Annotated in this window: 23 protein-coding genes; 15 read left to right on the top strand and 8 right to left on the bottom strand. The window is 42.0% G+C overall.

From position 1 onward, the window contains the following. The first annotated feature begins 82 nt into the window (after nucleotides 1–82). From M3593_RS00915 to M3593_RS00885, 7 genes are all read left to right on the top strand, one after another. The gene (locus M3593_RS00915) at nucleotides 83–1,003 is read left to right on the top strand and encodes a S66 peptidase family protein (RefSeq protein WP_251540261.1); all 921 of its coding nucleotides are present in this window, start codon (nucleotides 83–85) and stop codon (nucleotides 1,001–1,003) included. Nucleotides 1,004–1,022: 19 nt separating this feature from the next. Continuing rightward, nucleotides 1,023–2,111, top strand: coding sequence for a mandelate racemase/muconate lactonizing enzyme family protein (locus M3593_RS00910; protein ID WP_251540259.1), 1,089 nt, complete (start codon nucleotides 1,023–1,025; stop codon nucleotides 2,109–2,111). A gap of 3 nt (nucleotides 2,112–2,114) precedes the next feature. Further along, entirely contained in the window at nucleotides 2,115–3,044 is a 930-nt protein-coding gene (locus M3593_RS00905) for a C40 family peptidase (protein ID WP_251540257.1), read from the top strand. A gap of 2 nt (nucleotides 3,045–3,046) precedes the next feature. Continuing rightward, nucleotides 3,047–4,057, top strand: coding sequence for an ABC transporter ATP-binding protein (locus M3593_RS00900; RefSeq protein WP_251540255.1), 1,011 nt, complete (start codon nucleotides 3,047–3,049; stop codon nucleotides 4,055–4,057). A gap of 9 nt (nucleotides 4,058–4,066) precedes the next feature. Beyond that, nucleotides 4,067–4,873, top strand: a complete 807-nt coding sequence (locus tag M3593_RS00895) for a serine hydrolase (RefSeq protein WP_251540248.1) — start codon at nucleotides 4,067–4,069, stop codon at nucleotides 4,871–4,873. A gap of 313 nt (nucleotides 4,874–5,186) precedes the next feature. Next, nucleotides 5,187–6,059 (top strand): carbon-nitrogen hydrolase family protein, encoded by an 873-nt coding sequence (locus M3593_RS00890; protein ID WP_251540242.1) that lies wholly within the window; start codon nucleotides 5,187–5,189, stop codon nucleotides 6,057–6,059. A gap of 20 nt (nucleotides 6,060–6,079) precedes the next feature. After that, nucleotides 6,080–6,751 carry a GNAT family N-acetyltransferase gene (locus M3593_RS00885; RefSeq protein WP_251540241.1) on the top strand — a complete coding sequence of 224 codons (672 nt, stop codon included), beginning with the start codon at nucleotides 6,080–6,082 and terminating at the stop codon, nucleotides 6,749–6,751. Nucleotides 6,752–7,093: 342 nt separating this feature from the next. Here M3593_RS00885 and M3593_RS00880 read toward each other — a convergent pair whose 3' ends face one another. Beyond that, nucleotides 7,094–7,453: a hypothetical protein gene (locus M3593_RS00880; RefSeq protein WP_251540240.1), complete on the bottom strand. Its 360-nt coding sequence runs from the start codon at nucleotides 7,451–7,453 to the stop codon at nucleotides 7,094–7,096. A gap of 214 nt (nucleotides 7,454–7,667) precedes the next feature. Between M3593_RS00880 and M3593_RS00875 the strand changes: the two genes are divergently transcribed. Continuing rightward, nucleotides 7,668–11,159: a hypothetical protein gene (locus M3593_RS00875; protein WP_251540238.1), complete on the top strand. Its 3,492-nt coding sequence runs from the start codon at nucleotides 7,668–7,670 to the stop codon at nucleotides 11,157–11,159. Between the two features lie 140 nt (nucleotides 11,160–11,299). Further along, entirely contained in the window at nucleotides 11,300–11,848 is a 549-nt protein-coding gene (locus tag M3593_RS00870; RefSeq protein WP_144480808.1) for an HD domain-containing protein, read from the top strand. 52 nt (nucleotides 11,849–11,900) lie between these two features. Here the strand turns inward: M3593_RS00870 and M3593_RS00865 are convergent, their stop codons facing one another. Continuing rightward, nucleotides 11,901–12,407, bottom strand: coding sequence for a YhcN/YlaJ family sporulation lipoprotein (locus tag M3593_RS00865; RefSeq protein ID WP_144480809.1), 507 nt, complete (start codon nucleotides 12,405–12,407; stop codon nucleotides 11,901–11,903). Between the two features lie 174 nt (nucleotides 12,408–12,581). On the opposite strand from M3593_RS00865, the gene M3593_RS00860 reads away from it, so the two are divergent. Continuing rightward, complete coding sequence (locus M3593_RS00860; protein ID WP_251540236.1) at nucleotides 12,582–13,304, top strand: esterase/lipase family protein; 723 nt, start codon at nucleotides 12,582–12,584, stop codon at nucleotides 13,302–13,304. A gap of 115 nt (nucleotides 13,305–13,419) precedes the next feature. Here the strand turns inward: M3593_RS00860 and M3593_RS00855 are convergent, their stop codons facing one another. Continuing rightward, nucleotides 13,420–14,487 carry an AI-2E family transporter gene (locus M3593_RS00855; RefSeq protein ID WP_144480811.1) on the bottom strand — a complete coding sequence of 356 codons (1,068 nt, stop codon included), beginning with the start codon at nucleotides 14,485–14,487 and terminating at the stop codon, nucleotides 13,420–13,422. A gap of 207 nt (nucleotides 14,488–14,694) precedes the next feature. Here M3593_RS00855 and M3593_RS00850 point away from each other — a divergent pair, with 207 nt between their 5' ends. Beyond that, nucleotides 14,695–14,841 (top strand): hypothetical protein, encoded by a 147-nt coding sequence (locus M3593_RS00850; RefSeq protein WP_186326872.1) that lies wholly within the window; start codon nucleotides 14,695–14,697, stop codon nucleotides 14,839–14,841. 166 nt (nucleotides 14,842–15,007) lie between these two features. Beyond that, on the top strand, nucleotides 15,008–15,430 hold the full coding sequence (locus tag M3593_RS00845) for a hypothetical protein (RefSeq protein ID WP_251540234.1): 423 nt from the start codon (nucleotides 15,008–15,010) through the stop codon (nucleotides 15,428–15,430). Nucleotides 15,431–15,476: 46 nt separating this feature from the next. Here the strand turns inward: M3593_RS00845 and M3593_RS00840 are convergent, their stop codons facing one another. The 4 genes from M3593_RS00840 to M3593_RS00825 all read right to left on the bottom strand — a co-directional run bounded on the left by M3593_RS00840 (nucleotide 15,477) and on the right by M3593_RS00825 (nucleotide 21,323). Continuing rightward, nucleotides 15,477–17,108 (bottom strand): PhnE/PtxC family ABC transporter permease, encoded by a 1,632-nt coding sequence (locus tag M3593_RS00840; protein WP_251540232.1) that lies wholly within the window; start codon nucleotides 17,106–17,108, stop codon nucleotides 15,477–15,479. Nucleotide 17,109: 1 nt separating this feature from the next. Then, nucleotides 17,110–17,856, bottom strand: coding sequence for a phosphonate ABC transporter ATP-binding protein (locus M3593_RS00835; protein WP_251540230.1), 747 nt, complete (start codon nucleotides 17,854–17,856; stop codon nucleotides 17,110–17,112). 9 nt (nucleotides 17,857–17,865) lie between these two features. After that, nucleotides 17,866–18,723 (bottom strand): putative selenate ABC transporter substrate-binding protein, encoded by an 858-nt coding sequence (locus M3593_RS00830; protein ID WP_251540228.1) that lies wholly within the window; start codon nucleotides 18,721–18,723, stop codon nucleotides 17,866–17,868. Between the two features lie 1,043 nt (nucleotides 18,724–19,766). Then, nucleotides 19,767–21,323, bottom strand: a complete 1,557-nt coding sequence (locus tag M3593_RS00825) for an ABC-F family ATP-binding cassette domain-containing protein (protein ID WP_251540227.1) — start codon at nucleotides 21,321–21,323, stop codon at nucleotides 19,767–19,769. Between the two features lie 299 nt (nucleotides 21,324–21,622). Here M3593_RS00825 and M3593_RS00820 point away from each other — a divergent pair, with 299 nt between their 5' ends. Both M3593_RS00820 and M3593_RS00815 read left to right on the top strand, forming a co-directional pair. Next, the gene (locus M3593_RS00820) at nucleotides 21,623–23,023 is read left to right on the top strand and encodes an LVIVD repeat-containing protein (protein WP_251540226.1); all 1,401 of its coding nucleotides are present in this window, start codon (nucleotides 21,623–21,625) and stop codon (nucleotides 23,021–23,023) included. Between the two features lie 202 nt (nucleotides 23,024–23,225). Further along, nucleotides 23,226–23,507 (top strand): AbrB/MazE/SpoVT family DNA-binding domain-containing protein, encoded by a 282-nt coding sequence (locus M3593_RS00815; RefSeq protein ID WP_144480818.1) that lies wholly within the window; start codon nucleotides 23,226–23,228, stop codon nucleotides 23,505–23,507. 56 nt (nucleotides 23,508–23,563) lie between these two features. On the opposite strand, the gene arcA is transcribed toward M3593_RS00815, so the two are convergent. After that, nucleotides 23,564–24,796, bottom strand: a complete 1,233-nt coding sequence (gene arcA / locus M3593_RS00810; protein WP_251540224.1) for an arginine deiminase — start codon at nucleotides 24,794–24,796, stop codon at nucleotides 23,564–23,566. A gap of 370 nt (nucleotides 24,797–25,166) precedes the next feature. Between arcA and M3593_RS00805 the strand changes: the two genes are divergently transcribed. Then, nucleotides 25,167–26,357 carry a glycine C-acetyltransferase gene (locus M3593_RS00805; RefSeq protein WP_251540222.1) on the top strand — a complete coding sequence of 397 codons (1,191 nt, stop codon included), beginning with the start codon at nucleotides 25,167–25,169 and terminating at the stop codon, nucleotides 26,355–26,357. The last annotated feature ends 63 nt before the right edge of the window (nucleotides 26,358–26,420 follow it).

Genomic DNA, 26,420 nt, shown 5'->3' with positions numbered 1-26,420 from the left:
CGGAAAGATTTTGATTTTACCATATTAATGGAATTATATATCTTATGAACTTGTCCAAAATGACTAAAGGGAGTTGATTGACATGGCAATTAAGCCCAACCGTTTGAATAAAGGTGATACTGTTGCAGTCATCGCGCCAGCAAGTCCGCCAAATAAAGAAAATTTGAAGCGAGGCTTAGCCTTTATTGCTGAGCTTGGTTTGAACTATAAATTAGGTAAATCATTATACGAAGAATATGGTTATCTTGCTGGCGATGATCATGCGAGGTTGGAAGATTTACATGAAATGTTCCTTGATGACGAGGTTAATGCGATTATCTGTGCCGGAGGTGGTTATGGCACCGCACGAATCGCATCATCTATAGACTATAAACTAATTGAAAAACATCCAAAGATATTCTGGGGTTACAGCGATATCACATTTTTACACACAGCCATTCGGCAGAAGACAGGCCTCATCACATTTCATGGTCCCATGCTTGCCTCGGATATTGGCAAAGAAGGTGCCCATCCACTATCCAAAGAGACATTCCGGCAATTGTTCCAGCCAGCAGAATTGCGATATGGTCTTGATCTTTCGCAAATAGAAGAACTGGTAAGGGGTGCAGCTGAAGGCCCGTTGGTCGGCGGCAATCTATCACTCCTATCAAGTTCAATGGGGACGCCATTTGAAATTGATACAAAAGGCAAGATCCTGTTGATTGAAGACATTAATGAAGAACCGCGTGCTGTTGATAGGATGCTTAATCAGTTGTATATGGCAGGGAAATTACAGGAGGCAACCGGAATTATTTTAGGTGATTTCAATAATTGTGTTCCGGAAAGGGACCTGTCATTATCCTTGGATGAAGTCATCGAACACTACATTAAGCTCGCGGGCAGGCCTGCACTAAAGGGATTCAAAATGGGTCACTGTGCACCGCATATTGGAGTCCCGTTGGGAGCGGCTGCCAGAATGGACACCGAAACAAAACATTTATTTGTCGAGAGTGGCATTAACTAGTACCGAAGGAGATAAGGATATGATTATTGAAAAGATTGAGACATTCCGCACAGCAGTCCCTCTGAATAAGCCTTTTAAAACGGCTCTTCGTACAGTTACTGTAGCTGAAGCGACTTTTGTTAAAATCACATGTGATAATGGGATTGTTGGCTGGGGTGAGGCACCTCCGACTTTGGTGATTACTGGAGACAGTCTTTCTGGCATTGAAGCAGGAATCAATGATGTAATCCGCCCTTTCTTATTAAATCAAAATCTTCTTGGCTATGAAGCTATTTTTCAGGGGTTAAAAACAATCCTTGTCAATAACACAAGTGCGAAGGCAGCTGTAGATATGGCATTGTACGACTGCATCTCTCAAAATTGCGGTCTTCCGCTCTATCAACTTCTCGGCGGCTTCAGGAATGAAATCGAAACAGATTTTACCGTCAGCGTGAATAGTCCCGAAGAGATGGGTGACGATGCAGTTGAATACGTGAAGAATGGGTTCAATGTCCTGAAGGTTAAGGTAGGTATTGGCGAGATATCTACAGACATTGCGAGGATCAAAGAAATCCGCAACAGGGTCGGCAAAGAGATAAAAATCCGTCTTGATGCGAACCAGGGTTGGAAACCGAAGGATGCAGTCAGGGCAATTCGAAGCATGGAGGATGCGGGTCTGGACATCGAACTGGTAGAACAACCCGTAAAAGCCGAGGACCTCGACGGCCTGAAACAGGTCACAGATTCGGTTGATACATTGATCATGGCCGATGAAAGTGTATTTTCACCAAAACAGGCATTTGAAGTGATCAGAAGGAGAAGTGCAGATCTGATTAATATAAAGTTAATGAAATCAGGCGGAATTTATCAGGCTCAAATCATCAACCAATTGGCTGAAACAGCCGGGATCGAATGCATGGTAGGCAGTATGATCGAAACCAAGCTCGGTATCACGGCTGCTGCCCATTTTGCCGCCAGCAAGAAGAACATCACTCGCTTTGATTTTGATGCACCATTAATGCTTGCAAAAGAATCCATTTCAGGCGGGATAAAGTATAATGGCAGAAAAATAACACTTCCCGAACGAACAGGCCTTGGGATTGAACAAGTCTTTTTGAAGGAGGAATGATCAATGGAAAGCAATAATTTTTGGCTCGTCAATGTACCGGTAGCAACTCTTTGGACTTCCTATGATTCTTCAAGGGAAATCGATGAAGCTGCTGTATCAGGGAACGTTAATTTGGAAGAATGGCTCGAAAAACTCACGTATGAACTGAGGCTGCAATTATGTGATGATAACCTCGTTCAATCACAGGTTTTATTCGGCCAGGAAGTTTTGATCATTGATGAAAAGGATGATTGGGTCCATGTCGTTATCCCGGACCAGCCTTCAGGCAAAGACAAAAGAGGTTATCCGGGCTGGATCCCAAAAGATCAGCTGATTCAACAGTCTGATTGGTATATCAAGAAAGGCCAATTTGCTGTGGTAACCTCCAGGAAAGCTTTGCTTTACTCAGAGCAAAATGAAAAATTGATGGAATTAAGCTATCAGACAATGCTGCCTGTCGTGGAGGATGTCGTCGACCGCATCCGCGTCAAGACGCCAACAGGAATCGGAATTTTGCGGACAGAGGATGTTGAAGTCCATCCATCTGAAAAAGAAATTCCGCAAAAGAATGGCGATGCAATCGTTGCAGCGGGCGAGCAATTCCTTGGGCTGCCATATCTGTGGGGAGGAATGAGCAGCTATGGATATGATTGCTCTGGATTCAGCTACAGTATGTGCCGGGCCAATGGTTGCATTATCCCGAGGGATGCCCATGAACAGGCAGCAGCCGGCATGAACATTGACATCCAGGATATCTTGCCAGGTGATTTGCTTTTCTTCGCTTATGAAGAAGGAAAAGGACAAATTCATCATGTAGGCATCTATTATGGAGATGGGAAACTTCTTCATTCTCCCAATACAGGTAAGAACATTGAAATCATTCCGCTAGAAGGTACAATCTATGAAAAAGAACTCTGTGCAGCTAGACGCTACTGGAAGAATACGGAGGCATAAAAATGAACAATGAAGTCCTATTAAGTGTCAGAGATTTGAAAAAGCATTTCACCATGGGTAAAAATGAAGTACTGAAAGCTGTAGATGGTATATCCTTTGATATTTATAAAGGTGAGACATTTGGGCTTGTCGGAGAATCAGGCTGTGGCAAATCCACTGCCGGAAGGACCATGATTGGCCTGTATGACCGCACAGATGGAGAAGTCATTTTTAACGGCAAGAATGTGCATACATTATCTCAAAAAGAGAAATTCCAATTCCACAAGCAGATGCAAATGATTTTTCAGGATCCGTACGCATCCTTGAACCCGAGATCCACAGTCAAAGAAATCATTGCCGAACCAATGGAAGTCCATGGATTAGTTCCAAATAAAAAGGAACGTCTTGAACGCATCTATCAACTGCTCGAGGATGTTGGCCTGAATCGGGATCATGCAAATCGTTATCCCCATGAGTTCAGCGGCGGTCAGCGTCAAAGGATAGGAATAGCAAGAGCACTTGCGCTCGATCCGGATTTCATCATTGCTGATGAACCGATTTCCGCACTGGATGTATCTGTACAGGCGCAAGTAGTGAATCTGCTGAAAAGACTGCAAGCGGAAAAAGGATTGACATATTTATTCATCGCCCATGACCTTTCTATGGTAAAGCAAATAAGCAACAGGATTGGTGTCATGTATCTTGGCCACATCGTCGAGCTGACCGTAAGCAGCCAGCTGTATAATAAACCGCTTCACCCATATACCCAGGCATTATTATCGGCCATCCCAATACCTGATCCTGATATCGAAGACCAGAGAGAACGCATCATTCTTGAGGGAGAACTGCCTAGTCCGATGAATCCGCCAAGCGGTTGTGTTTTCAGGACAAGATGCAAACACGCAATGGAAATCTGCGCCGAGAAGAAACCGGTCTGGCAAGAAATCGATAAGGACCATTTTGTAGCTTGTCATCTATATAATGAAGATGTAGCCAACGATAGGAATAAGGAAATGTTAGTAAATATCAGGTAAGGGTTTGGTATGATGCACATTGAAGAATTAGAGGATCAACTAGTAAAAGAACTCGCCAGTGGGAAAGGCCAGGCGAGTTTGTTTTTAGAAATTGAAGATAGGATCATAGAGTTTAACAGTACCGAAGTTTTCCGGTCAGCGAGCCTGATAAAACTGCCGATCTTATTTGAGGCTTTGAGGCAGTTGGAGGAAGGAATTCTGCAGCCGGATAGGCTGCTAAGTGTCAGGCAAGAAGACAAAGTGGGAGATACAGGGGTCCTGCAAGCAATGAACACACAGCAGATAACCATTCATGACCTGTTGACCCTTATGATAATCGTTTCGGATAATTCAGCAACGAATTTGGTGATCGACCTGATTGGAATGGCCCCGATTAATTCGACAATTTCAAAAATCGGGATGAAAAACACGATTCTGAAGCGAAGAATGCTAGATTTCAAAGCTGCTCAAGCCGGAAACGATAATTTCACCACTTCTGCGGATATTGTACTTTGCCTGAAAGAAGCTTTAGAAGGCCAATGGTTGAAGAAGCAATCAAGAGATTTATTCACTGCTTTGCTCCTTCAGCAGCAATTTAAGGAAAAACTGCCTGCTTATATGGATCAATCTTTAATGGAAATTGGAAATAAGACTGGAGAATTGACTGGTATTGAGCATGACTGTGCTTTTATCACTTATGGAGACAAAAGAGCATATGCCGCTGTCCTGATCGATGGCCTGGAAGATAATGAGACAGGAAAATCGATAATTCGGCAAGTTGGAAAGCAGATAAACAGCTATATTTCAGGAATTTCGACAGGGAACCCCAATTATTGATAGCTATTGATATTAAAAAGATATAAATTGCTAGCAGCTTGCTATTAAGCGGGGTGGGTATGAATTATTAAGTGCAAGCGGATATACAATGATTATGGTCCCGCTTGGTTTTACCAATAAAATTTTCTCGAAATGAAAAAGAACGAGGGTTCACTCTCGTTCTTTTTTTCATGAATTCTTATCTGTTCATATTAATATGGTTTTTTTAATCAAAAATATATCCAAAAAAAATAAAATGTACTATAATGATTTTCGTATTTCTGAAGTTTTGATTTCAAGATGCTATTTCTTTATTATACAGGGGGAATGATGGATGAAAATGAGGGTTTCCGCAGTCCAATACCATCTTCACACGATCAGGTCGTTTGAAGAGTTCGCTCAGCAATGTGAGCATTATGTTAAAACAGCACAGGAATATGGTTCTGAGTTTGTATTGTTTCCTGAGTTCTTCACTACTCAATTGTTATCAATCGGCAGTGAACAGGGTACAAGACTGACCATCAATGAACTCCCTGGTTTTACTGAACAATACTTAAACCTGTTCCAGAATTTCGCTTTGGAAACAGGCATGCATATCATCGGAGGAACACATGTCATCGCGCGAGAAGGAAAATTATATAATGTGGCACATATGTTTTATCCCGATGGAAGGATCGTTGAACAGGCAAAGCTCCATATCACACCAACTGAAGTGAATGAATGGAATATGAGTGCGGGAGAGGATTTCAGGGTATTTGATACAGAAAAGGGGCGAATTGCTCTTTTGACCTGCTATGATATTGAGTTCCCGGAAATTGTCAGAATGGCTAAAGCTAAAGGTGCTGATGTTATATTTGTACCTTCCTGCACGGATGACCGACATGGTTTCCACCGTGTTCGTTATACAAGCCATGCACGGGCGATCGAAAATCAAGTTTATGTAGTTTTGACCGGCACAGTCGGTGCGTTGCCGACGGTCGATTTTATGCGTGCCAACTTTGGCCAGGCGGCAGTCATCACACCAAATGATATCCCATTCCCTCCTAAAGGTCTTCAGGTAGAAGGAGAACTGAATGATGATATGGTCGTTACTGCAGACCTTGACCTCGAGCTTTTGTACGAAGTAAGGGAGCGAGGTGCTGTGACAACTTGGCGTGACCGTCGAACAGATCTTTATCCAGACTGGGAAGAAGCAGAAAAAATCTAACTCGAGAAGGAGCATATTAGATGGAGTATATCCGTGTTAGCAGCATTGAAGATCCCCTTTTTGCCAAACTCCATAACTTAATGAAAGAGGTTTTCCCCCCTGAGGAAGTTTTGGGATTTGATCTGTGGAAAGAACCGCTTGAAGACCCGGGAATCCGTGTTTTCGTTGCCCTCCATGAAGAAGAAGTCGTGGGGGTAACTGAATACCGCTATTACCCGGATTGGAATATCGCAATGACAGACTTCACGATTGTCGGCAAACCGGGCCTTAGCATTGGGCGCTTTCTAGCCAATAAAAGAATGGATGATCTGCAAAGCCTAGCAGCTGAGCAGGGTGTAGACTTATTCGGGATGTTTGCTGAAATTTATGACCCTTATCGTAAAACAGACCACGAGTTTGGCGGCGTAAAAACAATGGACCCATTTGTTAGACGCGAAGTACTTTCGCACCTGGGTTATAAGCGATTGGATTTAGATTATGTCCATCCTTCATGGGAAAATGACGGAGAAGCTGTAGAAGGGTTGGATTTATGCTTCATGCCGGGTGATGAGGAAACCATTGAATTGCCGGCAGCTTTAATCACAGACTTCTTGACGACTTATTATTCTGTACTCGAAAAGAAGCCAGAGAAATGGATCAAGATGGTGGAGCAGCTTAAGAGGAAAGAAACAGTGTCCTTGCTGCCTCTATAATGTATACGGACTAGCAGTAATCGAAACTGCTGGTCTTTTAATATGCAAGTAGAATGAAATGACGTAGGCAAAAGCAATTTATACAGTGGTCCGCAATAACAGGATAGAACCATTTGGTTTTATCTTTTTTTTATTGCTCAGATTGCGATCGGCGTAGTATCCAAACGGTGTCCGTCTCAGAAATACACTTCCGTTGCTATTAGTACCTGGTGATAATTCCAGGTAAATCTGTTGTGAAAAAGTGCTTAAAATCCATAAAAATAGGGCGATGCTATTCTAGAAAACAACATTATTATGTTGAGATAATATTTTTAGATAAACAAAAAAACGGCCAAAGCCGTTTTAAAAAGCGTATTGAAAAATTCCATAATATAATGGTGCGACAGTACTCAAACCAACCAATCTCGCTGCCACTGGCATTGATTCCTCATCTTCATCAAAGCCAAAATCACCGGCAAAACGTTCAGCAAAGAAAATGGTGAATACCACATCCCACAGTAGTCCAAGAATAAATACCATTTTCCACACCAACGTTACCAGCATTTCCGTTTCAGTTACATATCCGAATAGACCCATCCAGGTTATGATCGAAACAATGAAGTCAAGTCTGGTGATATTGTTCTTGTATTTTCCTTTAATTAAAAACCAGATTGCCGTTGTCCCCAGAAACCCGAGATAAATTACCCATAAAAAATCAGCCATCTTATTAACCTCTAAATCTCTTAATATTTTTTGTGATTATTTATTTTAAACCTGTACCACTTTGCTATTATAAAGGGATTTAGGCATGAATGGAACAGAGTTTGTCGAAAAAACACGTATGGAAATTCCTGATAAAATATTGAATTATTTTATTAATGGTGTAAAATTACACTAAATGATCAGATTGGGATTATACAGGAATAGAGGGATAAAAATGGAATTCACTCCTAAAGAGGAAAGACGGAGAATTTTCCGTGATGAGCTCTATCATTTAAAGGAGCTAGGTTATGTTTCTGAACAGGAACATGACACCGTCGCTGAAGCGTATAATGAATATTTCATTGATTTGCTTGCCAGGGAACAGCAGGAGAAAGAGAAGGTAAGAACAGTCAGAAGTGCGGATCAACATAGTATTAAATCGGTAAAAACGAAACAGCAGGTTAAACACACAAGTAATGTTCATAATTCATCTGAAAATAAAGTGGAAACGAAGCCGAAATCGGTGAAAATCAGGCCTAAGAAATCTCCAGAAGACATTCGTGAACGGAATATATCCTGGTCTTTGAATATTGGGGTAATTATGCTCTTAATCGGCGGCCTGTTCGTGGCGACAAGCAATTGGGACACAATGACTTCCTGGATGAAAGCTGGATCGATCGCCCTTGTCTCGGTGTTATTTTATGGTATCGCCTATATAAGCTACACTGTGCTGAAAATCGAAAAGACCGCATTCGCGTTTGTGGTACTTGCAAGTTTATTTTTGCCTATTTTCACTCTGTCACTGGGTTGGTTTGAATTGCTAGGTCCTTATTTATCATTTTATGGTGAAGGAAGATTCATTTTAGGAACAATCAGCAGTTCAATTCTGATTCCGATTTATGCCATGCTTGCCAGGGGATTATCATCAAGACTATTTGTATGGTTTACGTTTATTTCATCTTCGATTGCGGCTGCTTATGTACTGAGGGCAACAGGTCTTGAATCAGATGGGTTTTACCTGGGATTGGTGATTTTCAATGGGATTTTGATCACTGGGTATCACCAGCTCAAAAAGAAAGGCCGTCTGCCTCTTTTCACAAGGGAACTTGCCGTTTATTCACAGGCTAACTTAGTCTTATCAACTTTGTTGATGCTCTTTTTCTATGAGAATCAGTTTTTCAATGGATTCAGTTTGATTTTAACTTCCATTGTTTATCTATCCATGATTTTTGTGATTGGCCAAAAGCAGTACCATTTTGTGTTCAGCACTATGTTAGTGTATGGTGCTTATCAAATCTTAGAAAATTGGCGTCTTACAGAAGTGAGTCCTATCGGCTATGCGCTTCTTGGATTTGTCTTTCTATTATTGCCAAGATTGTTCGGGGACCAATTTTCTTTGAAAAAGGCTTTCCAAATGACAAGTGCAGTTGTATCAGCTTTTGCGTTCCTCTTCATAACCGCTGAGGGACTGATGATGCACTCACAAAATCCGTCGCTGGTTTTATTTGTGGCTTACCTGCTGATTGCTGCTAATTTCATTTATCTTGCAAATGCAGATAGAAATATGATCTTTGCATATCTAAGCCCGATATTTCTTGCGGCCGCATTGTTTGAAGTGGTGTTGAAGCTGCAAAACTGGATTCAATTCGAGAATCTAACACTGCCGTTATACTTAATTGGTCTGGTCCTTTTTATGACCTTTGGCTGGCTGCTTCAACATAAGCAGCTTCAGGTCATTAAAACCAGCTCGCGTGATATTGGGTTGTTGATTATGCTTTTCATGGTCCTTATTACTTTTTCGATGTTTGGCTGGTGGGAGCTGGGACTGATGTTCATGCTCACGAGCTTTGTATTTTACAGCATGCGGAAAATCGATTCTAGGAATCTTATCCCTACTTTGGCTCAGTGGGCTGTTCCAGTCTGCCTTGGTTTGGCTGTTGCCTCATTTGGAGAGGGAGTAAGGACCCAATCCAGTATGTATGATGATTTTATTGGAATGGCAGGAAACTTTGCGATGGCAGGAATCTTGCTTTTAGCTGTTCACAGGGCCTTTAGGAAAATGAAAGATTCCGTTCTAGCCAAAAGTTCCTTCTTCACTGCCCATGGTTTTTATGCTGTCAGCCTATTCTTTACGTTCGTTTCACATATTGACAGCATATATGGCGAATCACTTATCTGGTTTGTCGGCATTTTCATGTCACTGCTGCTTTACTTTGCGGTCAGGGAAAGAATAATAGTATTTTTGCCGGGAATCATTATCCTTGTCTGGTATCTGATCACTGTAAATTCAATAAGTGAAGAGATTATATTCTTTAATGACATAGCGGAGTCACTTTTAATGCCAGCAGGAGGATGGCTGCTGCTGGGCATGGCAGCAGGGCTGCGGGGTAAGGAAACGCGACTGGCAACAGGTTTTGCCTGGGTTGGAAATATATATTTAATTCCTCTCATGGCATTTAACTTTTTCTATTATGAAGATACTGCGGTGTGGAGCTACCTGGTCGCAACAGCTGTATATGCTGCAAGCCTTATATTCGCGAAGAAAGAATGGATGATCAAATCCTTCCTGTATGGAGCGTTCACTACATTATTTATGGCAACCAAGACTGGGATCAGCTATTTTACAACAGAAGAATCGAGTCAATATGCTTTTCTGATGGTCAGTATGTTAATCACAGTCATCTGGTTCTTTTCATCCAGGGATTTTAAAAACAGAACACAGTTTTATCTGATTCCGTTTTCGCTATTGGGAATCTTAAAATTTCTCGTCGCCTATCCATACACATGGGTTTTATATGGTATAACGATTGGTTATGCGGTGATTGTATTGGTCCTGCTCTGCCGATTTAAGTGGGATTTGATTGCCATTGCACCGTTGCTGATGATTTTTTACGGAACAATCCAGTTTATGTTCCTGTCCAATCTTCATGTGTTTTTCGAGATTGCCATCCTTGCTGCCTTTGGAGTCACGACTGTTTTACTAGGAACATGGCTGTATAAGCATTTTTGGGAGAGTGGCGGTGTTTATGGGCTGAAGAGTCTAGATGCTTATACAATCGTTGGCTTCCTGTTCATCTGCTCAATCGCACCACTTCACACTGAAACGTACTGGGCACTGATTATTCATGGTCTGCTTCTTTCAGGAGGATTATGGCTTCAAAAAAACAGGATCAACGGTGTGAATTCTGAGTGGATTCTTTTTCTGGCAGGAGCCTATTTACTGGTACCGTATTATACGGCCATTGGGCAAATCGAAGTTCCAGCTTTATTAGAAAGGGAGGTATATGTATTGCCGTTCGTGGGGCTAGTCATCTTCATGCGACGGATGTTCAAAAAGCAAAATGCAAAGATTATAGACTATATTCAATGGGCAGTTCTCGTGATTGTCTCTCTGCTGCTAATTCAGGATGGGTTGGCAAGCAACACGGTCTATGATGCATTGACTCTTGGGTCCTTGTCGCTTGTTTCCATGCTTGTGGGTATGTGGCTGAGGGTAAAATCGTATTTCTTTGTTGGAGCGGGGGTCTTGCTTTTGAACTTGTTCCTGCAAACGAGACCTTTCTGGGGAAACCTTCCGTGGTGGGGGTACCTCCTGATTGCAGGCTCAATCCTTATCAGTGTCGCAAGTTTTAATGAATGGAACAAACAAAAGGGAGCTAAAGGAGAGAAGACCATTTTAGTAAGGATAAAAGAGAGTGTAAGAAAGAAGTTGAAAAACTGGAACTAATGACAGACTGCCGGCAAAGGGACTTCTTTGCCGGTCTTTTTAGCGTTACAAAGATAAGGAAGGTTTTAAGTGTGCAATTTTTCTTTAATTCTGTTAACATTCATAAAAATAAGCAAATCACTATGTATGGAGGTCAGCCAATGAGAGATGTCACTCTTTTGGATATATATGAACACCATATTGCCCAAAAGTATTTGAAACGTTCTGGAATGGCGCATGCAATCGCAGTTGCCTATCATGCGTTCCAGCTTGCCAAGGAGCATAATGTGGATGTAGATATGGCTGCCAAAGCTGGGTTCCTTCACGATATCGGCCATTTTACCTGGTACAAAAACGGAAAGTGGGATTACGAATTATACCGGAAGAACGATATCCACCCTATAAAAGGAGCGGAAAGAGCGCACAAGCTCCTGATCAGACTGGGTGAAAACCCCGTACAGGCGAAAGCCACTTCACTTGCCATCCTTTTCCACACAGACTCTTTTTTGCCTTCGAATGATATTGTCCGTACTCCGCTCCAAAAAGTCGTAAAATGGGCGGATGAAAAAGACGAAGAAGAAGGCGGTGAACACCATTACCGAAAAATAGATCACGATCGGGCGAAACAAAGTATTATCCGGCTTGATAAAATGATTGATGCAGAATTGTCGAAAGGGGCGGACAGCGGGGAAACCAGCCTGCCTATTTAAGTGATGATAAGGGCACCGGATATGTTCCGATGCCCTTTCACTCCGGATTGTTTTAACGATTTACAGGGAATGTCCTTTCAATCGTATCATTAAAATCTTCTGCGAGCCCTGGGATCGGTCTTCTGCTCTGCAGCTGATCACGATAATCCGACATTTCCACAACAAAATCTGCATTTGATGATACATAAACTTCCGAAATCGTTTCATCGGCGGCTTTAATTTGGCTGGTGATCTCATCGTATACGTCGTCGGGAACAGATTCAGTATTGCCATCCTCCAGCACAACAGCTACATAGGCTTGTCTCTGGATAGAAATGACGGTAGCGCTCTGCACATCCTGAAGCCTTACTACTTGATCCTCTAAGTCATCCTCGACCCTCATCCTGTATGTCTGATTATAAGAAGCAGAGCGGTATTCCTCATTAACATTTTGGATACGCGGGCTATTCTCCCCGTAAACTTGAGGATTTCCTGCTCCTTCATCTGTATAAGTATTGCAACCAGCAATCAAAAAGGCCGGTGCTAAAAGTGTCAGGAATGACGAGTTGACGCGATTCATTGGCAAATCCTCCCTTATATCAAATTGGGAATAGACTGCCCAAATAAATCCCTTTTTATACGGTTTCAAATCAATCTTGCTGAATTCATATATTCCTTTTTTTATTTATGGAATTTTACGAAATCAATTCCATAAGATTTATAGATTATATATTTAGGAGGATTGATATAAGCAATGATCAGGGGATTTATAAGTTTATCTGTTTCGATTGTCCTGCTCCTTGTTCTTGTTTCACCCGCCGGTGCAGCCAAGAGGGTTACAGCGGCCTCTGAAAAAGATCCGGTTGTTTTTGTCCATGGGTTTACAGGTTCATCATCGAGTTATGATGATATGAAACAATGGCTTGTCAGCCAGGGATGGCCATCAAACTATCTGTTTGCTATCCAATATTCGAATACAACTGGAAGCAATATTAATAACGCGTATGAATTGGAATCGTTCATTAAAAATGTCCTTCGGCAGACAAAAGCATCGAAAGTAGACATAGTCGCCCATAGTATGGGTGGGTTAAGCACTCGCTATTATGTGAAGTACCTGGATGGTGCCCAGAATGTCGATGACGTTATAACTTTAGGTTCACCGCATCATGGAACAAATTCTTCTTATTTCGGCTTATGGACTGAGGGAGCAAGGGAAATGGTGCCAGGGAGTGCTTTCCTGAATGATTTGAACAGTGTTGATGAAACCCCAAATGGAAATGATTCTACCTCAGTTATCCAATATACATCGATATTCAGCAGTGCCGATACGGTTATTAACCCGTATACGAGTTCGATTATTGATGGAGCAGACAATGTGGAAATTAGCGGTGTTAGCCACAGTGGCCTGCTTACAGACTCGTCCGTTCGACCATTGATTCTTAATGGACTCCAGGATGGCGGGGAGAACTCTAATTAAGGAAAGACTAAGAACCCAGTTCCGTACTAAGTACACGGTACATGTAAAAAAATGCAAGTTCCTGCTTCCTAATACCAAAAAAGACAGCCAGAGGAATTTGGCTGTCTTTTTCAGGTTATATCTTTTTATCTCGAAGTTTATAGAACTTCCAAACATCCTTGATGATGATCTTTACCACCGAGTATAGTGGTATGGCAATCAGGATGCCGATAAATCCATACAATGATCCGGCTGCAATCAAAATCAGGATGACGGTAATTGGGTGGATGCTGAGCTTTTTCCCCATTACCTGCGGAGTGACAAGATTACCCTCCAGCTGCTGCACGACCACCAGCACGATGAGCACCTTAAGCGCCATTAATGGACTGTTCGTTAATGCAATGAACAGCGCCGGAATGATTCCTAAAAGGGGGCCTAAAAATGGAACGATAGTTAAAAACATTGCCAAGACCGCAAGCAAGAGAGCGTAGTCCAGGCCGATAAATAAATATCCTAAGTACATTAAAATACCGTCAACCAGTGCGATTATGAATTGTCCTGTTACATAGGTAAACAAGGTTTTATCAATGTCCGTTAAAATTTTATTTCCTTCCTGTGCATGTTCACTGGGTATATGCTTTAGAATATATGGTCTTAATTTTTCATCATCCTTCAGGAAGAAAAAAGCCAGGAAAGGTACTACGACTAGAACAGTTGCAATACTCGTAATCACGGAAAATAATGTCATGATATTTTCCCCGAGATTTTGAGAGAGCTTGCTTAAATAATTTAAAGCCTTCTGCTTGATTTCATCTGCCTTGATAATTCCTATTTTATTGTCATTGATGACTTTTTGGGATTCTTCTGTAACCTCGTCGACTTTTTCAGGAAAATTTTCTGTCAGGGCGCTAATCTCTTCTCCCAATAGGGAGCCTGCAAAATAAGATAAGGCTGTAAATAATCCTGCTACAAGGGCGAACACGATTAAAATACTGGCGATTTTAGGGAGATAGCGGCTTATCCATTGAACCGGCTTACGTAAAATATAATACATCAGGCCTGAGATCAGGACCGGAAAGAAAATGGCGATTATAAAATTTTGCAGAGGCGAGACGAAGTAATCAATTTTACCAAAAAGAAAGATGATTAGCAGTATCAGGATAAGACCTGTCGAATATTTAAAAAAAGGCCGTTGAACCCACATTTCATTACCCCCTGGTTATTATATCTCCTAATTACATACCTTAAAGGGCCACTCGTTAAACAATGGTTGTCATATAGTGGACAGCTGCTGCATATATTATTAAAAATTGGTAGTTTGATAGTTTATTTAACGGGTAAATATTCAGGTCTGAGAAAACAGAATTACAGAAAATGCCAATGGTCATCTTGTGTGTAAAGGGGTCTCTGTATGGTTGCAGTAGAAGAACATCTTTTGTTTATCAAGGAATTAGGCCGTTTGTTCGATGAATATGCGCATTGTGAAGACAGTGATGTGAAAAACGAGATTTATAAAGACATTCAGTTAATTGGTGAAGCAATAAACATTAGCAACTAATATAGATTCTGGCAGGCCCTTAGAAAAGGGACCTGCCGTTTTTATTTTTCACGTTTGGGAGTTAAGGGGGCGGTCACGAAAAAGTCGAAGATTTGGCGGATATTTTGGAAAATCCGGCGCACTTCCATCATATAAATGGAACAAGCATATGAAAGGGGAGGGTGTAATGAGAATTGACCTTTCAAAAGATCAATTTTTGACGCTTGTCAAGCTGTTGCAGCTTGGAAATTGGCCGCTTGGACTGACGGAAGCAAATCATGGACTGGCCGAAAAAGCAGAGGACCTGGAACAGTATATTTTTTCCCTTGCAAGGGACTTTGAAGCTGGTGAAGAAATATACTTTGACAATGAAGAGGAGTATTACTATCTTTCCGATAGCCTTAAAGAAACAGTCGAAGCCATTATCGATGAATATGAGGAAGATGTCTTTTGGGACCAGCTTACGCATAAATTGGAAACGATTGATTTAAAACGTGAAGTCGATTTCAATTCTACGATTGAAGAAAAAATTAATCGACTATTCCAGCTGAAAGCCCGCTATGAAAAATACTTCCTTGAAAATGGGCTGGACAAGTTGGATCTTCTATAAGGTTTTTAAATGGAAAAGATTAAACCCGGCCTTTTACTGGCCGGGTTTATTTTATGAAGAATCTTGCTTTTTCCGAAATATAGTCTGCAGCAAAGACAAGAACAAGATAGAAGAACAGTAATAGTGTGATATCTGTATAATGGAAGAAGCTCATGCTTAATTTGAATTGCTGTCCAAGTCCGCCTGCTCCAACGAAGCCAACTACGATAGTGGTCCGCATGATTACCTCCCATCGGTAGAGTATATACGTCAGGAAACGGGGAAGCGCAGCCGGCAGGACACCGTATAATAATAATTGGACCCTGCTTGCACCGCAGGATGCCAGGTTCCTCACCGGGCGGGAATCTAAATCCTCTATTACCTCGGCCAACAGCTTGCCAAGAATTCCATAGTTATGAAGGGCAAGTGCTATCGCACCAGGCAGAATTCCAGGCTTGAAAATAAAGATGATAATCATAGCCCAAACCAGTTCCGGAACGGCCCTTGTGAAAATATACCCAGCCCGCACACTACCGAATGACAGCCATCCATACCATTTTTTTGACAGGGTAATCGACCCGTCTGCCACATTCCTGGCTGCAGGAATCATTGTTAATATGGCTGCAATGGTTGCAAACCCAGTGGCCATTATACTCATCACTAATGTTTCCCATGTAAGGGAAACAGCATTGGACCAGCTGTCACTGCTCAGAAAAGCCGGCTGATCTTCACCAATCCCAATTAGCCCTTTGAAGAACTGACTGGAGTATTGGAGATTTTCTTTTGTGAATAGCATTGATAGGCTAGCATTTTCGATGGTGTAAATGGAAAGCCAAGATCCAATGGCGAGTAGAATCATTGAATAGAAAGAAATTTTCAGCTGTTTTTTTTCTGCGTTTGCTGAATTCAGATTCTTCCTTAAAAGATTGCTCCAGACATCGATAAGGATGACAAGAAGGATCAGGAAGAACACAAATGTCCATACTTCATTATATTGTAAATCATCAAGGCTTAATTGTATTTGGTAGCCCAGCCCGCCAATGCCTACAAAACTCATGATGGCTGATGAACGAACCGCGCATTCAAAACGGTACATGGCATAACTTACGATGCTTGACCTGACCATCGGAAGGTATCCGTAAAATAGTGTCTGGAATTTGCCTGCGCCAGCAGCTTCCAATGCCTTGATTGGTTGTGTCGGGACGTCTTCTAGCATGTCTGCAAAAATCCTGCCAAGAATCCCCCCATAAGGGATGGCCAAGGCAAAAATAGCGGCAAAGGGGGAAAGGCCGATTGAAGCAACGAACAGCCAGGCCCAAACAAGCTCGTGGATTGCTCGCATGAAGCCAAGCTGACCTCTGAAGAATACTTTTACATGCCGCTTTGTTTTTAAATTGGATACAAGGACTCCAGAAGCAAGGATTCCCCAGAAAAAAGCAATGACAAGGGCCAGGCTCATTCCTGCCACAGCATAGCTTAGCGTCGTCCAGGTGGACTCCAGGGCAAGCTGGAGTATATCCTTCGATAAATCTGGACTGAAAAATGCCGTTGCAATCTGTTTGGCCGTTTTTATTCCTCCGCCATGAAACAAGTCCTTGTTCCAATGTATGGATGTCAGACTCCAAAGAAAGGCCAGCAAGAGGAGAAGACTAAGTATCTTTCTTTTATGAAGTTCGAATTTCCACCAGCTTCTCTCCATGTTACTCTTGCTCCTTCAGTTTGTACAAGCTGGCAATTTGAGCGTCTGATACGGATGATGAAGGCAAATCGAAGAAAATTTGCCCATCTTGCAGTGCGACCAAGCGATCGAAGTATCTTTTTGCATACTCAACGGAATGCAGACTGGCAATCAATGTTTGATTTTCCTCTGATGCGATTTTGACAAGGAGTGCCAGGATGTCCTCGGCACGAGCAGGATCAAGTGATGCGACAGGTTCATCCGCCAGTACGATCTCAGGGCTCTGGACAAGCAGCCGGGCAAGGGCAACACGCTGCTGTTCCCCACCTGAAAGGGCAGATGTTCGTTCATACAGTTTTTCACTCAGACCCACACGTGTAAGAGCTCGAATTGCATCATCCTTATCCTGAGGAAACAACATGGATAGGAGAGATTTTATGATGCCCCATTCTGATAATTTTCCTGCAAGTACATTATGAATCACCGGCAATTCCCCTATAAGGTCAAATTGCTGACGGATGATTCCGATCTTTTTGGCCCGTTTTTTCTGGTCGGTCATTTCAGCCAACAGCTGGCCGTCAATCGTAATTTCTCCTTGATCTGGCGATAAGTTAGCGGCAAGCAGATTCAGCAAAGTCGTCTTTCCTGCACCACTTGGCCCGATCAAAGCGATTAATTCACCCTTTTTTACCGACAAAGAAAGGGAAGATAAGGCTATCTTCCGCTCGTAAACTTTTTCTATATTTTTTACCTCAATGAATTCGCTCATGAAGTCCACCTACTTGATGATCTTTAGTTGCTTGGCGACCTCTTCGATTGCTTTATAATTTTCATTATTTGTTTCAATGAATCGATCGGTTTGCAGTAATTCCATAATTTCATTGTCTTCTTTAGTCATTGATAGAATCGCATCTTTGATTTTCTTTTTTGATTCTTCATCTGCGATGTTGACAGTCCAGTTGTAGTCAAAATACTCAGGAGTTGTGTAGAATACTTTTACCTTTGATTCATCGACCTTGCCTTCTTTGACAGCTGCTTCCCAAACAGAAATATTCAATGCTCCTGTCTCGTAGGCTCCAGATTCAACTAGCTTATAAGTTTTATCGTGGGAACCTGAGTAGTTAGGTTTCCCATCAAGGTCTTGATCAGCGTCAATGCCTGCTTCCATCATGAAGTAACGAGGCATCAGGTGCCCCGAAGTTGAACTTTCGCTGCCAAATGTAAAAGATTTACCTTTTAAATCTTCAAGACTATCAATCTCACTATCTTTTTGGGCAATAAAAACAGACTTGAATTTTTCATCAATCGGCCTCTGTGCGAATGCTTCAGCCTCTGGAACTAAATTTCTAGCCTGGACACCCGTCAATCCTCCAAACCATGCAAGCTGAATTTCTCCGCGTTGAAAAGCAGTTACTAAAGCTGAATAATCCACAGAAGGGACGTACTCAACATTCATACCTGTCTTTTTGCCCAGGTCCTGTGCAAAGTCTTCCATGCTCCTGTTCAAATCAGCTGCGTTTTGATCCGGAATTGCGCCAATCTTGATTGTTTTCTTTTTAGCTTCTTCGGTATTTTCCCCAGCACAGCCCGAAAGAGCAGTCAGCAGCAAGATTGCTGCGATCATAAGTTTTTTCATTTTCTCATCACCTATATAAATAAATTTTATAACCTTTATAAAATTTATCAATAACTAGTGAATAACTCAATACATTTCGCTAACTTTTTTATGAAAGGTGGAATTTTCTAGGCCGAAGCATCTCGGTAATTTTCTCTATTGGGTTTTTAGCTGCGGAGTGTGAGGGTTTGGACAATCCAGCTTTTATTTCAATAGTTTTTGTCAGAATGCTGTCCTGGTTCGAACCTATCAGCAGCTATTCGTTGAGATTTTGTCTGAAGTAGGTGCAAGTTGGGACGTTTCAGTGGCTTTCCGATGGGATTTTTTCCGAAGCAGGGGAAGGTTCAGATATTTGAAGGGTTATTTGTTGGGATTTTGTCTGAATTAGGTGCAAGTTCGGACATTTCAATGGCTTTCCGATGGGATTTTGTCCGAAGAAGGGGGAAGTTCAGACATTTCATGGGTTATTTGTTGAGGTTTTGTCTGAAGTAAGTGTAAGTTCAGACATTTCAGTGGCAGTTCAATGTGGTTTTGTCTGAATTAGGTGCAAGTTCGGACATTTCAGTGGCTTTCCGATGGGATTTTGTCCGAAGAAGGGGAAAGTTCAGACATTTCATGGGTTATTTGTTGAGGTTTTGTCTGAAGTAAGTGCAAGTTCGGACATTTCAGTGGCTTTCCGATGGGATTTTGTCCGAAGAAGGGGGAAGTTCAGACATTTCAGTGGCAGTTCAATGTGGTTTTGTCTGAATTAGGTGCAAGTTCGGACATTTCAGTGGCTTTCCGATGGGATTTTGTCCGAAGAAGGGGGAAGTTCAGACATTTCATGGGTTATTTGTTGAGGTTTTGTCTGAAGTAAGTGCAAGTTCAGACATTTCAGTGGCAATTCAATGTGGTTTTATCTGAAGTAGGTGTAAGTACGGACATTTCAGTTGCAATCTAATGTGGTTTTGTCTGAAGTTCTCATTGGTTTGAATATTCACCCGAAGTAGATAGAGGGATCAAATACAGAGTGGATAATAAACAATAAACCTGCTGGTATATGAACCAGCAGGTTTATTCCTGGATTAGTTATTCGCATTCGCTGCCCATTCTTCCACGTTCCAAACTTTTGTAACCCAATCTTCATAGAAGTCAGGTTCGTGGCTGACCAGGACAATTGTTCCTTTATATGCTTTTAATGCACGTTTTAATTCTTCTTTTGCTGTGATATCCAGGTGGTTTGTCGGCTCATCGAATAATAGCCAGTTGCTTTCATTCATAAGCAATTTGGTCAGGCGTACCTTAGCCTGCTCGCCGCCGCTCAGTTGATTGAGGGGGCGTGAAATATGCTCGTTCTTGAGGCCGCTTCTGGCCAATGCCGCCCTTACTTGATGCTGGTCCATCCCAGGGAATTCACTCCACACATCCTCAATAGGTGTGATACTTCCTGCTTTAACTTCCTGTTCAAAGTAGGAAGGGAAGAGGAAGTCACCCCGCTCGATTTTGCCGCTCAATGGAGGAATCTTTCCGAGCATTGTTTTAAGTAGAGTGGATTTCCCGACTCCATTCATACCAACTAGCGCAATCTTTTCACCGCGTTCTATTGTAACGGATAGTTTTGGAAGCAGCGGGTGCGTATATCCGATTTCGAAATCTGTGCCTTCAAATACATATCGGCTGCTTGCGCGTGATTCCTTGAAATCAAAAGTGGGTTTTAAAGCCGTCTCAGGTCTGTCGATCCTTTCCATGCGATCAAGTTGTTTCTGGCGGCTCTTCGCGCGGCCTGTTGTCGAATAACGTGCTTTATTTTTTGCAATGAAATCTTCTTGTTTCTTGATGAAATCCTTTTGTTTTTCATATGCATTTAGATGCTGATTCTTGTTGATCTCAGCTAATTCCAGGAATTTTTCATACGTAGCAGTGTATCGTGTCAGTTTTGAGAACTCGAGCTGGAAAATGACGTTAGAAACCTGATTCATGAACTCGGTATCATGCGAGATCAAAATGAAAGCGTAAGGATAATCTTTCAGGTACCTGGTCAACCACTGAATATGCTCAACGTCAAGATAGTTAGTCGGCTCATCAAGCAGAAGGACCTTTGGTTTTTCAAGCAAAAGCTTAGCAAGTAAGACCTTAGTGCGCTGTCCGCCGCTTAATGCAGAAACATCACGGTCGATGCCGATTGCATCAAGGCCAAGGCCTCTTGCCGCTTCCTCAACTTCGATATCAAGGGAATAAAAACCGCCAGCATCAAGAGCATCCTGGATTTCCGCCATTTCTTCGAGCAGCTTTTCCAGTTCCTCAGGTGTTGCATCTGCCATTTTGCCGGTGACTTCGTTCAGCTCTTCTTCCTTTTTAAAGAGAGGGAGGAAGGCATCACGTAACACGTCCCGAATTGTTTTTCCAGGAGATAAAACCGTATGCTGGTCCAAATACCCGTACTCAACTCCGGGTGTCCATTCTACTTTTCCAGAATCGTGGATTAGTTGTCCGGTGATGATGTTCATGAGGGTGGACTTCCCGACACCGTTTGCGCCAACAAGGCCGACATGATCCTCGGCTAGCAGACGAAATGACACATCTTTAAAAAGGGTACGATCCCCAAATGTATGGCTTAAATTTTCTACATTCAATAAACTCATTGTTTAAGTCCTCGCTTTATCTATTTTCAGTTCATTCATTCCTAATCACATTCATTAATCATACTAAAATCTTTGATTTTGTTCTAGAGTTTTGTGGGCAGGAAGTAATGGAAACGAAGAATTTGATTGTTGTGGAAATTTACCTAATTCGATTTTCGAAACAATTACCATTTCCTTAGGAATTTTTTGTAAAATTAGGGATAATTAACTGAATTTACAAAATATACAGTTTTTTGTTTGCTGATGAGTTTCTACCTCTGCTATATTGTTATTCAATACATAGGAGGAGGTTTTAAATAGTGAAAAAACGATTGTTCCCTAGCTTGATTCTTGCTGGAGCTTTAACTGTTTCTTCTGTTCCATTCAATGTCCTTGCCCATGATGAACTTGGTGATGTAAACATTGAGAAAGGTGAACGGACAGGCTATAGCGAAGTATCGGTCCCTGTCATGGAGGGAAATAAAAACCTCAAATTCTTACATGAAGCCGCTGCTCCTGAAATGAAAACAGTCAGGGCAGATGGAAAGCAGAATAGTTTTGCAGATGTATTTGCCCACAAAGGGTACGCTTATCTTGGCACCCATACCAGGAATGGCGGTAATGGCGGAGTACGTGTATTTGATCTCAAAGATCCGGCCAACCCAAAAGAAGTGTCTGTATTCGCGAATAATGACATCCCTGGTACATGGCAGGAAAAGGTTATCGTCAAGAGTGTGAACACACCATCTTTTAAAGGGGATCTTGCAGTTGTTAGTGTTCAGCAGCTTAATAGAAATAATCCTGACTCAAAGGGCGGATTTTTGCTATATGATGTAACAAATCCAGAAAGCCCTAAGAAGCTGGGTTTTTATGAAGTGACCAAAAAAACCAATGGAACGCATGAGCTGTACCTGACCATGCAGGGCAATCGCGCGCTTGTACTAGCTGCTAACCCTTATGCTGACTATTACAGTCATGGGGAGGAGAAGGATTTTCAGATTGTCGATGTAAGCGATCCGTCGAATCCAGAGAAGCTATGGGAATTCGATCCTAGGACAATGGAAGAAATTCCTGAAGATTTTAACGGCTATCACTGGAATTCTCCTGATGGGAAAACACGTCCAGTCTTCAACCATAGCACTATGATCGATGAAACCGGGAAGTATGCATATGTTTCGATGTGGGATCTGGGAACGGTCATTTTTGACATCAGCAATCCAGAAAATCCGGAATATCTGGGAAGGACAGATTTCGCTTCTAACCAGCAGGGATCTGCACACTCAGCTACACTGGCAAAAGGCGGCAATGTGCTGATTGAGACAAGGGAAGTTTATAATCCATCTAAAGAAGGCTATGAACAATCATACGGATATACTAGGATTTTTGACATCAAAGATAAAACAAATCCTAAATTGCTTAGCGAGTTCAAGACCGATTTTGTAGATAATATAGAAAATGGGGTTACTTTCGCCAATACAGTCCATGACCCGAAAGTACAGGGGAATACATTGTATCTATCACATTACGCTGGGGGAGTATACGCGGTGGACATAACGGATCCGGCAAATCCTAAACAATCTGGGCAGTATGTTCCTGAAAAGTCAGATGTTTGGGGAGTATTTGTCGACAGGAACTATGTTCTTGCATCTGATATTGGATCTGGACTAAAAGTATTACTGAAAAACAATGGATCATCACCTGAAATCCAGGGAGTAGAATAGTACTTTGAATAGAACTTTGAAAAGCACGCATTTAGCGTGCTTTTCATTTGCAAATGAAGATTTTTAAAAGTAAATATTTTTTACGAAACCGACACTTGATAAATGTAAATATATCCCTCGCTTTGCTATAATTGTATTGGGCTAGAATCGTTACACAGTACAGACATCCATATCCCACATAGTAGGAAGGGGAGGATGCAATATGAAAGCTACAGGAATCGTGAGGAAGACGGATCAGCTGGGCAGGGTGGTCATTCCGATGGAATTAAGGAAGAAACTAAGTATCGGTGAAAATGATCCGCTGGAGATATTCGTGGATGAGGATATGATCATCCTGAAAAAATACCAGCCTGACCTGACTTGCCTTATAACTGGCACGATCAGCAATGACAACATGTCGCTTGCAGACGGCAAAATTGTGTTAAGTAAAGAAGGGGCTGAACAATTGGTTAAAGAATTGCAAAGCTACCTTGCTGCCAACTAGAATTTTCATATAAAAGCAGTCCTGAATCAAATCCAGGACTGCTTTAATCTTCTTATTTACAAATCTTCCCGATAGATCGGCATACTCATGCATCGAGGGCCACCGCGCCCGCGTGAGAGTTCAGAACTTGGAATTTCAATTACCTCGACGCCATTTTTCCTCAGCAAATCATTGGACACATAGTTTCGATCATAGGTGACAACGACTCCGGGAGCGATCGCCAGTGTATTAGAGCCATCGTTCCACTGCTCGCGGGCAGCAGCGATTTCATGACCGCCTCCACACGGTATCAGGATTAAATCCTGAAGGCGAAGGACCTCCTTCAATGTTTCTGTTAAGTTGGAGCGTTCAGAGATGGCAAGTTTGTCTGGGTCTGTATCTTTTTCAAGAATATATATTTTCATATCACCGTTGGGCCCCTCGATTCCATGATGGATGGTGAATTTTTCATGGTCCACCATTGTAAACACTGTATCAAGGTGCATATAGGCCCTCAATTTAGGGATTTCAACAGCAACCACCTTTTTTATTCGATCATTTTTGGAGAATATCTGTTTTGCCAATTTTTCAATTGCCTGGGCAGAAGTCCGCGCACTTACCCCGATGGCAATGACTTCAGGACTGAGCACGAGTTCATCCCCGCCTTCGAGAGGGTAGTACTGATCCCGATCGTACCAAAAAGGAATATCATGGGCAGCGAACCGGGGATGATGCTTCATGATGAAATCCATGAAAAGTGACTCCCTTTTCCTTGCTCCTTCACACATTTTGTTCAATGATATTCCATCCCCAATCACGGCGGCTGGATCTCTTGTAAAATAGAGATTTGGCATAGGATCCAGGAAGAAAGGATAGTAGTCGTCCAGAAGTTCATGCAAGTGCACTTTCTTCTCCTGTTCGATTTCTGATTTCAACACGCCAGACATCACTTTTTGAATCATCTCTTCAGTAGAATAGGAATGAAGATACTCTTCCACTATGCTTCTCGATCCGTTCAAATTGCTTTTGCTTTCATTGAGTACCTGATCAATGAACTCCTGTCTTAAGTCTTCTGTATGTAGGGCCTCTTCCATTAATCTTTCGAGATAAAGAACCTCGATGCCTCGGTTCCTTAATACATCAGCGAAATAATCATGTTCTTTTTGGACTGCTGGAAGATACGGAATGTCGTCAAAAAGAAGCCGTTCCAAATATTTTGGTGTCAGATTTTCGACTTCCTTGCCAGGCCTATGCAGCACTACTGACTTCAACTCTCCAATCTCTGAATTTATATTAAGTGGATATTTCATAAAAATTAACCTCCAAAACTCAGTTTCTATTTCTATATGAGACATGAGGGAGTGATGATGATGCAGATGAAAGGTTGTTCGCTGCCCTCTTGATGCCTGCCTGGTTACAGACTGGCCCTCTTTTATTTACCCTTTAAAAATTATTCAAACCACGTTTTAATAAAATCATGTTTTTTAAAGCACTATAGGGAAAAATAATAAAAAGTAAGCGTTTTCTGTCCTTCATAGATGTACAATTCATACAAATGTGATAAAGTATAATTTATGAATACCCATTACATATGGATTGATGGACTTAGATGTTGTCCGCTCCAAAAAGACAGTTGTTTTTGTAAAAATGACATGCCGTTTCGGCAGAAAGGGGAATTCGATGTCTAGCAAAACATTGGATCAATTTTTGAACGAGAACCTGGAGGAATTAAAGGGGAAGGGTCTATACAATGTAATCGACCCGCTAGAAAGCCCTAATGGACCAGTCATAACAATCAATGGAAAAGAAATGATCAATCTATCTTCTAATAACTATCTAGGACTTGCTACTGATGACAGGTTGAAAAAAGCTGCCGATGAAGCGATTTCCCGGTTTGGAGTGGGAGCAGGCGCCGTTAGAACGATTAACGGCACACTTAAGCTTCATGTTGAACTTGAAGAAAAGCTTGCCAAGTTCAAAAAGACAGAAGCTGCCATTGCTTATCAATCCGGCTTCATGTGCAATATGGCTGCGATTTCCGCTGTAATGGATAAAAATGATGCGATTCTTTCTGATGAATTGAACCATGCTTCGATTATTGACGGCTGCCGTCTGTCACGAGCAAAAATCATCCGTTTCAACCATTCTGACATGGAAGACCTGCGCGCAAAAGCAAAAGAAGCCAAAGAATCCGGTAAATACAATAAAATCATGGTCATCACCGATGGCGTATTCTCCATGGATGGAGACATTGCAAAATTGCCGGAAATCGTTGAAATCGCCGAAGAATTCGACTTATTTACATATGTCGACGATGCACATGGTTCTGGAGTACTTGGGGAAGGCGCAGGAACTGTCAAGCATTTCGGACTTTCAGATAAAGTCGATTTCCAGATTGGAACATTATCGAAGGCTATTGGTGTAGTCGGAGGTTATGTTGCTGGAAAGCAAAACCTGATTGACTGGCTGAAAGTGAGAAGCCGTCCATTTCTGTTCTCGACCTCACTCACTCCTGCTGACGTTGCTGCCAGCATGAAGGCAATCGAAATCCTGATGGAAAGCACAGAATTGAACCAGCGTCTATGGGAAAATGCAAACTATCTGAAGGATGGACTGCAGAAGCTTGGTTTTGACATTGGACACTCTGAGACGCCGATCACTCCATGCATCATTGGAGACGAAGTGAAAACACAGGAATTCAGCAAGCGATTATATGAAGAAGGGGTTTACGCAAAATCAATCGTATTCCCGACAGTACCGCGGGGAACAGGCCGGGTAAGGAATATGCCTTCCGCGGCGCATACGAAAGAAATGCTTGATCAGGCATTATCTATTTATGAAAAGGTAGGAAAAGAATTAGGGATTATTTAATTGGGGGATGCCGGTTTGTCTGACAAGCCGGCATAGTTTTAAGGAAAAGCAGGAGGAGTACAT

The organism is Mesobacillus sp. MER 48, from assembly GCF_023714225.1.
GTDB classification, from domain to species: Bacteria; Bacillota; Bacilli; order Bacillales; family Cytobacillaceae; genus Mesobacillus; species Mesobacillus oceanisediminis_A.
Note: the sequence above shows the minus strand (reverse complement) of the source record. Positions and strands in the feature narration are given on the sequence as shown.

Coding starts and splice junctions, on each gene's coding strand:
- M3593_RS00825 (WP_251540227.1), bottom strand. CDS start 21,323: ATGAGTTTATTGAATGTAGAAAATTTAAGCCATACATTTGGGGATCGT.
- M3593_RS00875 (WP_251540238.1), top strand. CDS start 7,668: ATGGAATTCACTCCTAAAGAGGAAAGACGGAGAATTTTCCGTGATGAG.
- M3593_RS00895 (WP_251540248.1), top strand. CDS start 4,067: ATGATGCACATTGAAGAATTAGAGGATCAACTAGTAAAAGAACTCGCC.
- M3593_RS00805 (WP_251540222.1), top strand. CDS start 25,167: ATGTCTAGCAAAACATTGGATCAATTTTTGAACGAGAACCTGGAGGAA.
- arcA (WP_251540224.1), bottom strand. CDS start 24,796: ATGAAATATCCACTTAATATAAATTCAGAGATTGGAGAGTTGAAGTCA.
- M3593_RS00845 (WP_251540234.1), top strand. CDS start 15,008: ATGAGAATTGACCTTTCAAAAGATCAATTTTTGACGCTTGTCAAGCTG.
- M3593_RS00815 (WP_144480818.1), top strand. CDS start 23,226: ATGAAAGCTACAGGAATCGTGAGGAAGACGGATCAGCTGGGCAGGGTG.
- M3593_RS00855 (WP_144480811.1), bottom strand. CDS start 14,487: ATGTGGGTTCAACGGCCTTTTTTTAAATATTCGACAGGTCTTATCCTG.
- M3593_RS00835 (WP_251540230.1), bottom strand. CDS start 17,856: ATGAGCGAATTCATTGAGGTAAAAAATATAGAAAAAGTTTACGAGCGG.
- M3593_RS00850 (WP_186326872.1), top strand. CDS start 14,695: ATGGTTGCAGTAGAAGAACATCTTTTGTTTATCAAGGAATTAGGCCGT.
- M3593_RS00860 (WP_251540236.1), top strand. CDS start 12,582: ATGATCAGGGGATTTATAAGTTTATCTGTTTCGATTGTCCTGCTCCTT.
- M3593_RS00915 (WP_251540261.1), top strand. CDS start 83: ATGGCAATTAAGCCCAACCGTTTGAATAAAGGTGATACTGTTGCAGTC.
- M3593_RS00905 (WP_251540257.1), top strand. CDS start 2,115: ATGGAAAGCAATAATTTTTGGCTCGTCAATGTACCGGTAGCAACTCTT.
- M3593_RS00885 (WP_251540241.1), top strand. CDS start 6,080: ATGGAGTATATCCGTGTTAGCAGCATTGAAGATCCCCTTTTTGCCAAA.
- M3593_RS00900 (WP_251540255.1), top strand. CDS start 3,047: ATGAACAATGAAGTCCTATTAAGTGTCAGAGATTTGAAAAAGCATTTC.
- M3593_RS00910 (WP_251540259.1), top strand. CDS start 1,023: ATGATTATTGAAAAGATTGAGACATTCCGCACAGCAGTCCCTCTGAAT.
- M3593_RS00870 (WP_144480808.1), top strand. CDS start 11,300: ATGAGAGATGTCACTCTTTTGGATATATATGAACACCATATTGCCCAA.
- M3593_RS00880 (WP_251540240.1), bottom strand. CDS start 7,453: ATGGCTGATTTTTTATGGGTAATTTATCTCGGGTTTCTGGGGACAACG.
- M3593_RS00890 (WP_251540242.1), top strand. CDS start 5,187: ATGAAAATGAGGGTTTCCGCAGTCCAATACCATCTTCACACGATCAGG.
- M3593_RS00840 (WP_251540232.1), bottom strand. CDS start 17,108: ATGGAGAGAAGCTGGTGGAAATTCGAACTTCATAAAAGAAAGATACTT.
- M3593_RS00865 (WP_144480809.1), bottom strand. CDS start 12,407: ATGAATCGCGTCAACTCGTCATTCCTGACACTTTTAGCACCGGCCTTT.
- M3593_RS00830 (WP_251540228.1), bottom strand. CDS start 18,723: ATGAAAAAACTTATGATCGCAGCAATCTTGCTGCTGACTGCTCTTTCG.